We start from the raw sequence: 14,557 nt of genomic DNA, 5'->3' as shown, positions 1-14,557 counted from the left end.
TGAAAAGCGAACGGCATTGTCCGTTCGCTTTTTTTATTGATGCTGCCAGTTGCTGTGACGGTTATCGTGCGATTTGTACTTTGCAATTAGCGCTCTGGATTGTGGAATCGGGTTTCAGGCGTGGTCCTGTTATTGCTATGGGCTTTGGCGGAATCGGCGCGCAATAATAAAAAGGCGAACCGGTTGGTTCGCCTTTTTTTGATCTGTATATCCAGCTTCCGGATATCAGTCTGGCAATCGCTTATGCCAGCAAATGCTTCACAGCATCACGTTCTTCAGACAATTCCTTGGCTGATGCATCAATACGGCTGCGGCTGAATTCGCTGACGTCCAGGCCTTGGATGATGGTGTATTTGCCATCTTTGCAGGTTACCGGGTAGCCAAAGATCAGGTCGCTTATGCCGTATTCGCCATTGGCCGGAACGCCCATGGTGACCCAATCGCCTTCCGGTGTGCCCAATACCCAGTTACGGATATGGTCGATAGCTGCATTGGCTGCAGACGCTGCCGAAGACAGGCCGCGAGCCTTGATAATGGCGGCGCCGCGCTGTTGCACGGTAGGGATGAACTCGGCTTCGAGCCATTTCTGATCGTTGATCAGTTGGGCTGCGTTCTGGCCGTTCACTTCAGCATGGAAAATATCCGGGTACTGAGTGGAGGAGTGATTGCCCCAGATGATCATTTTCTTCACGGCGGTCACTGCGTTGCCGGTCTTTTGAGCGATCTGTGTCAGCGCACGGTTGTGGTCCAGACGCATCATGGCGGTGAAGTTGGCCGGGTTCAGATCCGGTGCATTCTTCATGGCAATGTAGGCGTTGGTGTTGGCGGGGTTGCCCACAACCAGCACTTTCACGTCACGGCTGGCCACTTCGTTCAGCGCACGACCTTGTGCGGTGAAGATGGCGCCGTTGGCTTCCAGCAGGTCTTTGCGCTCCATGCCAGGACCACGTGGACGCGCGCCAACCAGCAGGGCGATATCCACATCCTTGAATGCAACTTTCGGGTCATCGGTTTGCACGATGCCAGCCAGTAACGGGAAGGCACAGTCGTCGAGTTCCATTACCACGCCATTCAGTGCTGGCAACGACGGGGTGATGTCCAGCAACTGCAGAATGACCGGTTGATCCGGGCCGAGCATGGCGCCAGAAGCAATACGGAACAGAAGACTGTAGCCGATCTGACCGGCGGCGCCGGTAACAGCAACGCGTACGGGTTTTTTCATTGATTACTACTCCGCGTGAAAATGGGCGGGTGACCCGCCGTCGACGACAACGCCAGAACAAACTCTCGCGTGCCATGTAAGCAGTGAATCTGGTTGGTTCGGCATGGTAGAGCCGCAAATGTTGTACTGCTGACATAACGCGCTACGTAAATTTTCGATTACATGGCGCCGTACCGTACCAGCCAACAACCAGATCAATGTTGCAAAGTGCCGAAAGTTTATCACGCACTCTGCGGCTGGTGGTGCGTTTTAGCGTCGCCTGGCCGCTGATCGGCAATTTGTCTTATGTCTTATATAAGACTGTAGTAGACTCCACGCCGACAACATGTTAAAAAGCTCAAAATCATGAAAAAGCTCATCGCACAATCGCTGTACCAGCAGGTCCTGCGTGAGGTTCTCACTGATATTGAATCCGGGATGTGGCAAGGTGATGAAGCCCTGCCCAGCGAGCAAGAGCTGGCTCAACGGTTCGGTGTAAGTCAGGGGACTGTGCGCAAGGCGCTTGATGGGCTGGTCGCAGATGGAGTTCTTTACCGGCGCCAGGGTGTCGGCACATTTGTGACCGAGGCGGGCGATGAACTGAGTGGTTTGCGCTTTGCATCTTTGAATGATTACAACGCGCGCACGCCCAAAGTGGAAGTGCTTAGTTGCGTGAAAATCCACGCTGGTGAACATCTGGCGGAAATCCTGCATTTGCGCCGTAGTGCGCCGTTGTGGCAAATCAGGCGGCTGGTGCGGGTGGATGGCGAAGTGATCGGCGTCGAAGAGTCGTTGTTGTCGGAGGTGACTTTTCCCGCGCTGGATATGCGTAAGTTGCGTGAACTTGGCGGCAATATTCGTGCCGTATGCTGGCGAGACTACCAGGTGCGGCTCAAGAGTGGCGATGTGCGTTATCGCGCAGTCCCGGCGGCGCAGGCAGAAGCCCGCTTGTTGCAGATAGAAGTTAATGAACCGGTGCTGCAGGTTGTGCGCCTGGCCAGGGATTTCGACGATGTGCCGCAGGTGTGGAGCGTGGCATGGTTCAGTAGTGAGAAATACGCATTACAAGCACTGGAAGATGATCACTAAGGGCTGCCGCAGTAGCGGGTACGCAGCGGTGATGCAGTGGTAGTAATCAGTAACAGTAATAAAAACGGATTTTTGATTGTCTGGCTGGCTGTTTTCAAAAATGCTGCAGCCAGACGATGTGGCGGTTGGTATCGCTGGTTTTTCAAACTTGAGAGTCAAGGGGATTAGAGCGTATGAGTCAAACAAGGCCCAAGCATCTCGCGCTATGGCAGATCAGGCTGCCGTTGCCGGGGATTGTTTCCATTCTGCATCGCGCCAGTGGTGCGCTGATGTTTGTTGCGATTCCGTTCGTTCTGTATGCCCTGGCTGGTTCTCTGTCCTCCGCTGAACATTTCGAAGCCTTCCGCGCCTGTATCGGGCATCCCATCGTAAAACTGCTGTTGCTGGTGCTGCTGTGGGGCTTTTTGCACCACGTCTGTGCCGGTACGCGTTTTCTGTTCCTGGATGTGCATAAAGGTCTGGACCTGCCGACCGCACGCCTGACTTCAAAGCTGGTGCTGATTGTGAGCCTGGCGCTGACCGTGATCATCGGGGGTCTGACATGGTAAATCGCCACGTTATCGGCGCTCATTACGGCCTGCGCGACTGGCTGGTGCAGCGCATTACCGCTGTCATCATGCTGGTTTACACACTCGGTCTGGTGGCGTTCTTGCTGTTTGCACATGGCACCAGTTTTGAAGCCTGGCAAAACCTGTTCGCCTGTACCTGGGTCAAGGTGCTGACTCAAGTCACCGTACTGGCCTTGTTGTGGCATGCATGGGTTGGCATTCGCGATATCTGGATGGATTACATCCAGTCCGCTGGTTTGCGCCTGACCATGCATACGCTCACTCTGGTGTGGCTGATCGCCAGTCTTGTTTATTCCGTTAAAGTTGTGTGGGGTGCCTGATGTCTGTTCCCGTTCGTAAATTCGATGCAGTCATCGTCGGTGCCGGTGGCGCCGGTCTGCGCGCCGCGCTGCAATTGTCTGAAGCGGGCCTGAAAACCGCCGTGCTGTCCAAAGTATTTCCGACTCGTTCCCATACCGTTGCAGCACAAGGCGGCATCTCCGCCTCGCTGGGCAACGTGCAGGAAGATAAGTGGGAATGGCATATGTATGACACGGTCAAGGGTTCCGACTGGCTCGGTGACCAGGACGCGATTGAGTTCATGTGCCGTCAGGCGCCAGAAGTCGTAGTTGAGCTGGAACACTTCGGCATGCCGTTCGACCGCCTGGAAAACGGCAAAATCTATCAACGTCCGTTCGGCGGCCACATGGCCGAATTTGGCAAGACGCCAGTACAACGCGCCTGTGCCGCCGCTGACCGTACTGGTCACGCCATGTTGCACACGCTGTACCAACGCAACGTGCGCGCCAATACCCAGTTCTTTGTGGAATGGATGGCACTGGACCTGATCCGTGATGAAGATGGCGACGTCATCGGTGTCACCGCGCTGGAAATGGAAACCGGCGAAACCTACATCATCCACGCCAAAGCCGTGTTGTTTGCCACTGGCGGTGCGGGTCGTATTTACTCTGCTTCCACCAACGCATTTATCAATACCGGCGACGGTCTGGGCATGACCGTACGTGCCGGTATTCCGCTGGAAGACATGGAATTCTGGCAATTCCACCCAACCGGTGTAGCCGGGGCGGGCGTGCTGATTACCGAAGGCGTGCGCGGCGAGGGCGGGATTCTGCTCAATGCCAATGGCGAACGCTTTATGGAGCGTTACGCGCCGAATGCCAAGGACCTGGCTTCGCGTGACGTGGTTTCCCGCGCTATGGCATTGGAAATTCTCGAAGGCCGTGGCTGCGGGAAAGAAAAAGACCATGTGTTGCTGAAGCTGGACCATCTCGGCCCCGAAATCATCAACCATCGCCTGCCAGGTATTCGTGAAATCGCCATCAAGTTTGCTGGCGTTGATCCAATCAAAGACCCGATCCCGGTTGTGCCGACAACTCACTACATGATGGGCGGTATTCCGGCCAACTATAAGGGTGAAGTCGTGGCGCCGAAGGGTGATAACCCGGAAGTGCGCGTCAACGGCTTCTATGCCGCTGGCGAATGTGCTTGTGCTTCGGTGCACGGTGCCAACCGTTTGGGTACGAACTCGTTGCTTGATCTGGTGGTATTCGGCAAGTCGGCTGGCAACTCCATGATCGAATACATCAAGAACGAACGGCCGGACTGGAAGCCGCTGCCCGCCAACGCAGCCGATTTCTCGCTCGCCCGCGTGGCGCGTCTGGAAAACCAGACCGGTGGCGAAGATGTCGCCGATGTACGCAATGCCATGCAAAAGTGCGTGCAACTGCGCGCCGGTGTGTTCCGCAACGATGAGAACCTGGCCAAGGGCGTGGAAGAAATCAAAGCCATTGCCGAACGGGCCAAGCGGACCCAGATCAAGGATAAATCCAAGGTCTGGAACACTGCCCGCACTGAAGCGCTGGAACTGGACAACCTGATCGAAGTCGCCGTGGCGACGCTGATCTCCGCTGAAGCCCGCAAGGAATCGCGCGGTGCCCATGCGCAAGATGACCACCCGGATCGTCACGACGACGAGTGGATGAAGCACACGCTGTATGACGGCCAGACCCGTTCGCTGTCATACAAGCCTGTTCATACCAAACCGTTGTCGGTCGAATATATCGCGCCGCAAAAACGCGTCTACTGAGCCTCACATGAACTCGTTACCGTTATTCGTATTGCAGAACACCGTGCGGGCACCCGGCAAAGCCGGGCGCTGGCTGCATGCTGCTTGCGAAGACCGGCTCCCCTGTTCCATCCCGACTCCCCCCGCCCTCGCCGCCGCGAGGGGGCCTCACTGCGTTCGTGAGGTTGGTAGTAAGAGGATTTTTGAAGGGTTTATTTAAAATGAAAATGCATTTCAAACTTTATCGCTTCAACCCGGACGTCGATGCCAAGCCGTACATGCAGGACTATCACGTCGAGCTGGAGCCATCCGACAAAAAACTGCTGGATGCGCTGGTGCGCCTGAAAACAGTGGATGACACATTGAGTTTTCGCCGTTCCTGCCGCGAAGGCGTGTGTGGTTCGGATGCCATGAACATCAATGGCAAGAACGGTCTGGCCTGTATTACCGACATCAATGATCTGAAGCAACCGGTGGAAATCCGCCCGCTGCCTGGTCTGCCGGTGATTCGCGATCTGATCGTCGATATGACCCAATTCTTCAAGCAATACCACTCGATCAAGCCATATGTGATCAATAACGACCCGGCGCCAGAACGCGAACGCCTGCAGTCGCCAGAAGATCGTGAAGAGCTTGATGGCCTGTATGAATGTATCCTGTGCGCCTGCTGTTCGACCTCTTGCCCGTCGTTCTGGTGGAATCCTGATAAATTCGTAGGCCCGGCGGGCTTGCTGGCGGCGTACCGCTTTATTGCCGATACCCGCGATCAGGCCATCAATGAGCGTCTGGACAATCTGGAAGATCCGTATCGGTTGTTCCGTTGCCACACCATCATGAACTGCGTGGATGTGTGCCCGAAGCACCTCAATCCAACCAAAGCCATCGGCAAGATCAAAGACCTGATGGTCAAGCGCGTGGTTTAACCATCACCCGCCATAAAACAGCAGCACACGACTCTTCGCGTGGTAGACAAGTAGTAACAACGGACAGCAGTCATGGATGAAATAGAGAAAAAACGCATCGTCTGGCGGTCCCGCCGGGGCTTGCTGGAACTGGATATCCAACTGGAGCGCTTTGTGCGCGACGTGTTGCCTGGTTTCAGTGAAGCTGACTGGACCACCTATGCACAGATGCTGCTGCTGTCTGACAACGATTTGCTGGATTACCTGAATGGCAAAGCGCAATGCCCGGATCAACGTCTGGTACCGATGATTGAACGGGTTGGCGCGCACCGATAGATACACGGCTGGCATCAAGCCGGCATGCAAAACCAGGAGCTTAAAGACATGGCAGAAAACAAAGTTACTCTGACCTATAACGGCGGCACGATTGATCTGCCGGTGCAAGGGGGCACGCTTGGGCCTAGCGTGGTGGATATCCGCGCCTTCTCCAAAACCGGCATGTTCACGTTTGACCCGGGCTTCCTGGCCACGGCTTCATGCGAATCGGCGATTACCTTTATCGATGGTGATCAAGGTCAGCTCTACTATCGTGGTTACCCGATCGAACAACTGGCTCAGAATTCCGACTACCTGGAAACCTGCTATCTGTTGATCTACGGCGAATTGCCTACAGCTGAACAAAAGGCCGAGTTCGTCAAAATGGTGATGCGTCACACCATGGTGCACGACCAGATGACCCGTTTCTTCCAGGGCTTCCGTCGCGACGCACATCCGATGGCCATGATGGTCGGCGTAACCGGTGCGTTGTCGGCGTTTTATCAGGACAGCCTGGATATCAGCAACCCGCGTCACCGCGAAGTCACCATCTTCCGTCTGATCTCCAAGATCCCGACCATTGCTGCGATGTGTTACCGCTACAGCAAGGGTCTGCCTTTCAACTATCCGAAGAACGACCTGAGCTATACCGCCAACTTCCTGCACATGATGTTTGCTACGCCGTGCGAAGAGTACAAGCCGAACCCGATCCTGGTGAAGGCGCTGGATCGCATCTTCACGCTGCACGCTGATCACGAGCAAAACGCTTCGACTTCCACCGTACGTCTGGCCGGTTCGTCGGGCGCCAATCCGTTCGCGTGCGTCGCTGCTGGTATCGCTTGCCTGTGGGGCCCGTCGCACGGTGGCGCCAACGAAGCCGTGCTGAAAATGCTGGATGAAATCGGCTCCATCGATAACGTGCCAGCGTTCATGGAAGGCGTGAAAGCCAAGACTCACAAGCTGATGGGCTTTGGTCACCGCGTTTACAAGAACATGGACCCACGCGCAGCAATCATGCGTGAAACCTGCTACGAAGTGCTCAAGGAACTGGGACTGGAGAACGATCCCAAGCTCAAGCTGGCCATGGCGCTGGAAAAAATCGCTCTGGAAGACCCGTACTTCATCGAGCGCAAGCTGTACCCGAACGTCGATTTCTATTCCGGTATCGTGCTGACCGCAATCGGTATTCCAGTTTCGATGTTCACCGTGATCTTCGCGCTGGCCCGTACCGTAGGCTGGATCAGCCACTGGAACGAAATGATCTCCGATCCTGGCATGAAGATCGGCCGCCCACGCCAGTTGTACACCGGTGCGGTGCGTCGCGATTACATCCCGGTCGAGAAGCGCTAAGCACCAGGTTGCACGATTAAAACAGCAGTGCCACGGTTCGCGGGTGCGGGCCGTGGGCAAGTCCCCCAGACCAAGGCAGCTGGGGTTTAGGCAGACAGGACACACTGGCCATGAAACGAGAGCTGGAACAGCTAGAAATGAATTCCCATTTGTTCGGTGGCAACGCCCCCTTCGTGGAGGATTTGTACGAACAATATCTGGAAGATCCCAACCTGGTTGACCCGGGCTGGCGGACTTACTTCGACAAGTTGCAGCAACTGCCGGGCGCGACTGATCGCGATATCCCACGTGCACCTATCGAAGAATCGTTCCGCCAACTGGCCCGCCAACCGCGTGCAATGGCTGTGCACGCTTCGGTGGCCGAAGACTCCGTCTCGCGCAAGCAGGTGGAAGTATTGCGGATGATGCAGGCGTATCGCTTGCTGGGTAGCCGCAATGCCACGCTTGATCCGTTGTGCCGCATGGACACGGACTACGTCGAAGAGCTGGACCCCAAATTCTATGGCTTTGTCGAAGCCGATATGGCGCTGACGTTTGGCACCAATATCAAATCGATGGAGCGGGCCACGCTATCTGAAGTGATTGCGTTCGCCAAACAGACCTACTGCGGCAATATCGGTCTGGAATTCATGCACATCACCAATTCCGAAACCCGCAAATGGGTGCTGGAATGGTTTGAAGAGCGTCGTTCCACACCGTCATTCAACCGTGACCAGAAGCTGCGTATTCTCAAGCAAGTGACTGCGGCGGAAACGCTGGAACAATACCTGCACAAGAAATACGTTGGCCAGAAGCGTTTCTCGCTGGAAGGCGGCGATTCGATGATCCCGGCCATGGATTATCTGGTGCAGATGGCGGGCGAGCAGGGCATTCAGGAAATGGTCATCGGTATGGCCCACCGCGGTCGTCTGAACATGCTGGTGAACATTCTGGGTAAACAACCGCGTGACCTGTTCAGCGAGTTCGAAGGTCGCCCGACCACCGAGCTGCCGTCCGGTGACGTGAAGTACCACAACGGTTTCTCGGCCGATATCCCGACTGCGGGCGGCCCGGTGCACTTGAGCCTCGCGTTCAACCCGTCGCACCTGGAAATCGTCAACCCGGTGGTCGAAGGCTCGGTGCGTGCGCGTCAGCAACGCCGTGCAGATCGCAGTGGTGATCAAGTATTACCGGTGCTGATTCACGGCGACTCGGCGTTTATTGGTCTGGGTACTAATCAGGGCACGTTTAACCTGTCGCACACCCGTGGTTACGGTACCGGCGGTACGGTGCATCTGGTGGTGAACAACCAGATCGGGTTCACCACGTCCGACACCCGCGACACCCGTTCGACCTTGTACTGTACCGATATCGCCAAGATGGTCGAAGCGCCAATCTTCCATGTAAACGGTGATGATCCTGAAGCCGTGTGCTTTGTGGTTCACGCTGCCATGGAATACCGCAAGACCTTCAAGAAGGATGTGGTGGTGGACATTGTTTGCTTCCGCAAACATGGCCACAACGAGGCGGATGATCCGTACCTCACCCAGCCAATGATGTACAAGAAGATCGCCAGCCACCCCGGCGTGCGCCACAAATACGCCAGCAAGCTGATTGCTGAGGGCGTAGTTCAGGCCGAACAGACCGAAGCGCTGATCGCCGCTTACCGTGCTGCGCTGGATAAAGGCGAGCACGTCGAACAGACCTCGCTGACCGACTACAAGCGCTCTTACGCGATTGATTTCTCCAAATACATGGGTACGCATTGGCGTCACCCGGTCACCACGGCCGTGCCGCAAGCCGACCTGGTGCGCCTGACCGAGAAATTCACCGCGGTGCCGGAAGGCTTCAAGTTGCATCGCACCGTCGACAAGGTGGTGCATGATCGCCGCGAAATGGCGGCCGGTACGCTGAATGTCGACTTTGGTATGGCCGAACATCTGGCCTATGCCACGCTGCTGACTGAAGGTTACCCGGTGCGTATCTCCGGTGAAGACTCCGGCCGCGGCACCTTTAACCACCGCCACGCTGTGTTCCACGACCAGAACCGCGAGCGTTGGGATCAGGGCGTGTACGTTCCGCTGCAGTATCTGTCGGATAACCAGGCGCACTTTGCTGTTATCGATTCGATCCTGAACGAAGAAGCGGTGTTGGCATTCGAATACGGCTACGCCTCTTCGGCCCCAGACGAATTGGTGATCTGGGAAGCGCAGTTTGGTGACTTCGGTAATGGCGCGCAGGTGGTGATCGATCAGTTCATCGCTTCGGGCGAAACCAAGTGGGGTCGTTTGTGCGGCCTGACCATGCTGCTGCCGCACGGCTACGACGGTGCCGGTCCTGAGCACTCATCCGCTCGCGTGGAGCGTTATCTGCAGTTGTGTGCTGAACACAATATGCAAGTGGTGCAGCCGACAGAGGCCAGCCAGATTTTCCACATGCTGCGTCGGCAGATGGTACGCCCGGTGCGCAAGCCGCTGATCGTGATCATGAGCAAGCGCTTGCTCAAGGCCAAGAACGCCGCCAGCCCGATTGAACAATTCACCAACGGCGAATTCCGTAACGTCATTGGCGATACCGCGGCGCTGGATGCCAAAAAGGTCAAGCGCGTGGTGGTGTGTGCTGGACAGGTGTACTACGACCTGGACAACGCCCGTCGCGAACGTGAGATTAAAGACATTGCCATTGTGCGCGTGGAGCAGTTGTATCCGTTCCCGACCGAAGAACTGCAAGCGGAAATGGAGAAATATCCAAATGCCCGCGAGCTGGTCTGGGTCCAGGAAGAGCCACGCAATCAGGGCGCATGGCACCAGATTCGCCATCGTCTGGAAAGCGTGACCACGCCGAAACAGACATTGCGTTTTGCTGGCCGCCCATCTTCGGCTTCACCGGCTGTGGGTTATATGAGCAAGCACACTGCTCAGCTCAAAGCCTTCCTTGACGATGCATTGACGTTGTAATTCCAACGCGGCGGGGGCCTTCCCGCCGCGTCTTGTCACAACAAGAACCAATTGGAGTAGTTCTTATGATTATTGAGATCAAAGTCCCGCAGCTGCCCGAATCTGTTGCTGAAGCGACCCTTTTGCAGTGGAAGAAAAAAGAAGGCGAGGCGGTTGCCCGTGACGAAACACTGATCGATCTGGAAACCGACAAAGTCGTGCTGGAAATCCCGGCACCACAAGCTGGCGTGCTGGTGTCCATCGTCAAGCATGAAGGTGACAACGTTGGTAGCAATGAAATCATTGCCACCATCGATACCGAAGCCAAAGCTGCTGGCGCTGCGCCAACTGCCGCCGCTGCTCCGGCCGCACAAGTCGTTGAAGACAAAAAGCGTGTTGCCGCTGCCGCTGAAGCGCATGGCGTCGAAGCCTCTGCCGTTGGTTTTGGCACTGCTGTGATGCCAGCTGCCAAGAAACTGGCTGCAGATGCTGGCCTGGATGCCTCGCAAGTTGCGGGTTCCGGTCGTGGTGGCCGTGTACTGAAAGAAGATGTGCAGAACGCCATCGCCAGCGGTAACAAGCCCGCCGTTGCAGCGCCCGCCGCAGCTCCGGCATTTGTGCTGCCACAAGGTGATCGCCAGGAACAACGCGTGGCCATGAGCCGCCTGCGTCAACGCGTGGCCGAGCGCCTGCTGCAATCGCAACAAACCAACGCCATCCTTACCACCTTCAATGAAGTGAACATGAAGCCGGTAATGGATCTGCGTAACAAATACAAAGACCGCTTTGAGAAAGAGCACGGCATCAAGCTGGGTTTCATGGGCTTCTTCGTGAAAGCTGCGGTACACGCACTCAAGAAGTACCCGATTGTGAACGCATCGGTCGATGGGAATGAAATCGTTTACCACGGCTTCTATGACATTGGCGTGGCTGTGGGCAGCCCGCGTGGTCTGGTCGTGCCGATCATCCGCAATGCGGACCAACTGAGCCTGGCCGATATCGAAAAGACCATCGCCGAGTTCGGCAAGCGCGCGCAAGAAGGTAAGCTGACGGTGGAAGAACTCACTGGCGGTACGTACACCATCTCCAATGGCGGTACTTTTGGTTCGATGATGTCCACTCCGATCATCAACCCGCCGCAATCCGCGATTCTGGGCATGCACGCGACCAAAGAACGCGCTGTGGTCGAGAACGGTGAAGTGGTGGTGCGCCCGATGATGTATCTGGCCCAGTCGTACGATCACCGCATCATTGACGGTCGCGAAGCCGTGTTGAGCCTGGTGGCGATCAAGGAAGCGATTGAAGACCCGGCTCGCCTGATTCTCGATATCTAAGCCTCTTTGATAGGGTGGGTTAGCCGCAGGCGTAACCCACCGCTCAAGGTACAGCTACTTGGCCGGTGCAATTCGCGATGCTCATTGCACCCTATGGCGATTTGTTAGCTCGCAGAACAAGGTCATAAACATGTCTCAACAATTCGATGTACTGGTGATCGGTGGCGGCCCTGGTGGCTACGTCGCGGCAATCCGCGCTGCGCAACTGGGTTTCAAAACCGCGTGCGTGGATGAATTCAAGAACAAGGAAGGCAAGCAAAGCCTCGGTGGTACTTGTCTGAACGTGGGTTGTATTCCTTCCAAGGCGCTGCTTGAGTCTTCCGAAAACTGGGAGCGTCTTGAGCACAAGTTCCAGGCGCATGGCATTACCGTTTCGGGTGCCAAGTTCGATGTGGCCAAGATGCTGGAACGCAAAGATGGCATCGTCAGCAAGCTCACCGGCGGCATTGGCTTTCTGTTCAAAAAGAACAAGGTGGCCAGCCTGTTTGGTCACGGCAAGATCGTTGGCCGCAATGGTGACAAGTGGCAGGTCGAAGTCGAAGAATCCGGCAAGACCGAAGTAGTCGAATCGACTCACGTGATCATCGCCACCGGCTCGGTACCCCGTCAGTTGCCAGGTCTGCCGTTCGATAACAAGGTGGTACTGGATAACGTGGGCGCGCTGAGCATTCCGGAAGTGCCCAAGAAGCTGGGCGTGATCGGCGCTGGTGTGATCGGTCTGGAAATGGGCTCGGTATGGAAGCGCCTCGGCGCAGATGTATCCATCCTGGAAGCCGCACCTGGTTTCTTGCTGGCTGCCGACGAAGCGGTTGCCAAAGAAGCGCAGAAGATTTTCATCAAGGAACTAGGTCTGAAGATCAGCACCAGCGTGAAGATCAACACCACCAAAGCGACGGCCAAATCGGTGAAGGTGGAATACACCGATTCTGAGGGCAAAGAGCACGCCGAAACCTTCGACAAGCTGATCGTTTCGATTGGGCGTGTCCCGAATACCTGGAATCTAGCTGCCGATGCAGTCGGCTTGCCGCTGGATGCCCGTGGTTTCATCGTGGTGGACGATGAATGCCGTACCAGCCTGCCAAATCTGTGGGCGGTGGGTGACGTGGTGCGTGGTCCGATGCTGGCGCACAAGGCGTCGGAAGAGGGCGTGGCAGTGGCTGAACGCATTGCTGGTCAGCACCCGCATATCGACTTCAACACCGTGCCGTGGGTGATCTACACCAGCCCGGAAATGGCTTGGGTCGGCAAGACCGAGCAACAGTTGAAGGCAGAAGGCGTGGAATACCGTAAAGGTCAGTTCCCGTTTGCGCCGAATGGTCGCGCGCTGGGTCTGGGCGAAACCGCTGGCTTTGTGAAAATGCTGGCCGATGCCAAGACCGACCGCATTCTCGGCGTCCATATCATCGGGCCGTTTGCGTCTGAACTGATTACCGAAGCCGTGGTCGCGATGGAATTCAATGCATCGTCAGAAGACATCGCGCGCATCGTTCATGCGCATCCGTCGCTGTCTGAAGCGGTACACGAAGCAGCGCTGGGCGTCGACAAGCGCGGCCTTCACTCTTGATCTTGTGTGAGGAGGGAGGTCACAGCGCCTCACCCCTCACGCTTTACTCCTCACAAGGATTTTCACATGAATCTGCATGAATATCAGGCCAAGGCACTGCTGGCCAAATATGGTCTGCCGGTACAACGCGGCATTCTGGCCAACAGCGGCGAAGAAGCGGCTGCAGCTTATGACACCCTCGGCGGGAAGTTCGCCGTGGTCAAGGCGCAAGTGCATGCTGGTGGCCGTGGTAAGGCTGGTGGCGTGAAAGTGGTAAAGAGCCGCGAAGAAGCTGCGGCAGAAGCCACCCGCCTGATCGGTACCAACCTGGTGACTTACCAGACCGACGCCGCTGGCCAGCCTGTACACAGCGTGCTGGTATGTGAAGACATGTACCCGGTGCAGCGCGAACTGTACCTGGGCGCGGTGGTAGACCGCGGTTCGCAACGCATCGTGTTTATGGTGTCCACTGAAGGCGGCGTGGAGATCGAGAAGGTCGCTGAGGAAACACCAGAAAAAATCATCAAGATTGAAGTGAACCCGCTGACCGGCATGCAGCCGTTCCAGGCGCGTGATGCTGCGTTTGCATTGGGCCTGTCCGGCGCGCAAATCGGCGCGTTCACCAAGCTGATGTTGGGCGCCTACAACGCATTCGTCGAAAACGACTTTGCGCTGTTTGAAGTGAACCCGCTGGCGTTGCGTGAAAACGGCGAACTGGCCTGCGTGGATGGCAAGATCAACCTCGATTCCAACGCCTTGTTCCGTCACCCGGATCTGCTGGCACAACGCGACAAGTCGCAAGAAAACGAACGCGAAGTGAAAGCGTCCGAATTCGAGCTGAACTATGTGGCACTGGAAGGCAATATCGGTTGTATGGTGAACGGCGCCGGTCTGGCCATGGCCACCATGGACATCATCAAGCTCAAGGGCGGCCAGCCAGCCAACTTCCTGGACGTGGGCGGCGGCGCAACCAAAGAGCGCGTGATCGAAGCCTTCAAGCTGATCCTGGCTGACACCTCGGTCAAGGGCGTACTGATCAACATCTTCGGCGGTATCGTGCGTTGCGACATGATTGCCGAAGCGATCATTGCGGCGGTGAAAGAAGTGCACGTTACCGTGCCGGTGGTGGTGCGTCTGGAAGGCAACAACGCCGAACTGGGCGCCAAGATTCTGGACGAATCGGGCCTAGCCCTGACCTCGGCACAAGGTTTGAACGATGCGGCGGAAAAGATTGTTGCCGCCGTGGCTGCCCTCTAATCATCCGCATCGGATAA

The 14,557-nt window shown here is 56.3% G+C and carries 12 protein-coding genes; 11 read left to right on the top strand and 1 reads right to left on the bottom strand.

All coding sequences use genetic code 11. The features are described from left to right. Nucleotides 1–241: 241 nt before the first annotated feature. Entirely contained in the window at nt 242–1,222 is a 981-nt protein-coding gene (locus N7220_RS02145; RefSeq protein WP_283149831.1) for a malate dehydrogenase, read from the bottom strand. Nucleotides 1,223–1,567: 345 nt separating this feature from the next. Between N7220_RS02145 and N7220_RS02140 the strand changes: the two genes are divergently transcribed. The 11 genes from N7220_RS02140 (at nt 1,568) to sucC (ending at nt 14,540) form a co-directional block, all read left to right on the top strand. After that, nucleotides 1,568–2,290 carry a GntR family transcriptional regulator gene (locus tag N7220_RS02140; RefSeq protein WP_283149830.1) on the top strand — a complete coding sequence of 241 codons (723 nt, stop codon included), beginning with the start codon at nt 1,568–1,570 and terminating at the stop codon, nt 2,288–2,290. 173 nt (nt 2,291–2,463) lie between these two features. Next, nucleotides 2,464–2,838, top strand: coding sequence for a succinate dehydrogenase, cytochrome b556 subunit (gene sdhC, locus N7220_RS02135; RefSeq protein WP_283149829.1), 375 nt, complete (start codon nt 2,464–2,466; stop codon nt 2,836–2,838). Beyond that, nucleotides 2,832–3,179: a succinate dehydrogenase, hydrophobic membrane anchor protein gene (gene sdhD, locus N7220_RS02130; protein WP_283149828.1), complete on the top strand. Its 348-nt coding sequence runs from the start codon at nt 2,832–2,834 to the stop codon at nt 3,177–3,179. The genes sdhC and sdhD overlap by 7 nt, the downstream gene beginning before the upstream one ends. Continuing rightward, nucleotides 3,179–4,945, top strand: coding sequence for a succinate dehydrogenase flavoprotein subunit (gene sdhA, locus N7220_RS02125; protein WP_283149827.1), 1,767 nt, complete (start codon nt 3,179–3,181; stop codon nt 4,943–4,945). The genes sdhD and sdhA overlap by 1 nt, the downstream gene beginning before the upstream one ends. Nucleotides 4,946–5,145: 200 nt before the next feature. Beyond that, complete coding sequence (locus N7220_RS02120; RefSeq protein WP_283149826.1) at nt 5,146–5,847, top strand: succinate dehydrogenase iron-sulfur subunit; 702 nt, start codon at nt 5,146–5,148, stop codon at nt 5,845–5,847. Between the two features lie 72 nt (nt 5,848–5,919). Next, nucleotides 5,920–6,162, top strand: coding sequence for an FAD assembly factor SdhE (locus tag N7220_RS02115; RefSeq protein ID WP_283149825.1), 243 nt, complete (start codon nt 5,920–5,922; stop codon nt 6,160–6,162). Nucleotides 6,163–6,210: 48 nt separating this feature from the next. Further along, nucleotides 6,211–7,491, top strand: a complete 1,281-nt coding sequence (gene gltA, locus N7220_RS02110) for a citrate synthase (RefSeq protein WP_283149824.1) — start codon at nt 6,211–6,213, stop codon at nt 7,489–7,491. A gap of 110 nt (nt 7,492–7,601) precedes the next feature. Continuing rightward, a complete protein-coding gene (locus N7220_RS02105; protein ID WP_283149823.1) occupies nt 7,602–10,427 on the top strand; it encodes a 2-oxoglutarate dehydrogenase E1 component in 2,826 nt (941 codons plus the stop codon). A gap of 65 nt (nt 10,428–10,492) precedes the next feature. Beyond that, nucleotides 10,493–11,740 (top strand): 2-oxoglutarate dehydrogenase complex dihydrolipoyllysine-residue succinyltransferase, encoded by a 1,248-nt coding sequence (gene odhB / locus N7220_RS02100; protein WP_283149822.1) that lies wholly within the window; start codon nt 10,493–10,495, stop codon nt 11,738–11,740. A 130-nt stretch (nt 11,741–11,870) separates the two neighbouring features. Then, nucleotides 11,871–13,304, top strand: coding sequence for a dihydrolipoyl dehydrogenase (lpdA, locus tag N7220_RS02095; protein ID WP_283149821.1), 1,434 nt, complete (start codon nt 11,871–11,873; stop codon nt 13,302–13,304). A 66-nt stretch (nt 13,305–13,370) separates the two neighbouring features. Further along, nucleotides 13,371–14,540, top strand: coding sequence for an ADP-forming succinate--CoA ligase subunit beta (sucC, locus tag N7220_RS02090; RefSeq protein ID WP_283149820.1), 1,170 nt, complete (start codon nt 13,371–13,373; stop codon nt 14,538–14,540). Nucleotides 14,541–14,557: the final 17 nt, after the last annotated feature.

This window comes from Silvimonas soli, from assembly GCF_030035605.1.
In the GTDB taxonomy this organism is placed as follows: Bacteria; Pseudomonadota; Gammaproteobacteria; order Burkholderiales; family Chitinibacteraceae; genus Silvimonas; species Silvimonas soli.
The sequence above is the reverse complement of the archived record's forward strand: the minus strand, read 5'-3'. Positions and strand labels throughout refer to the sequence as shown.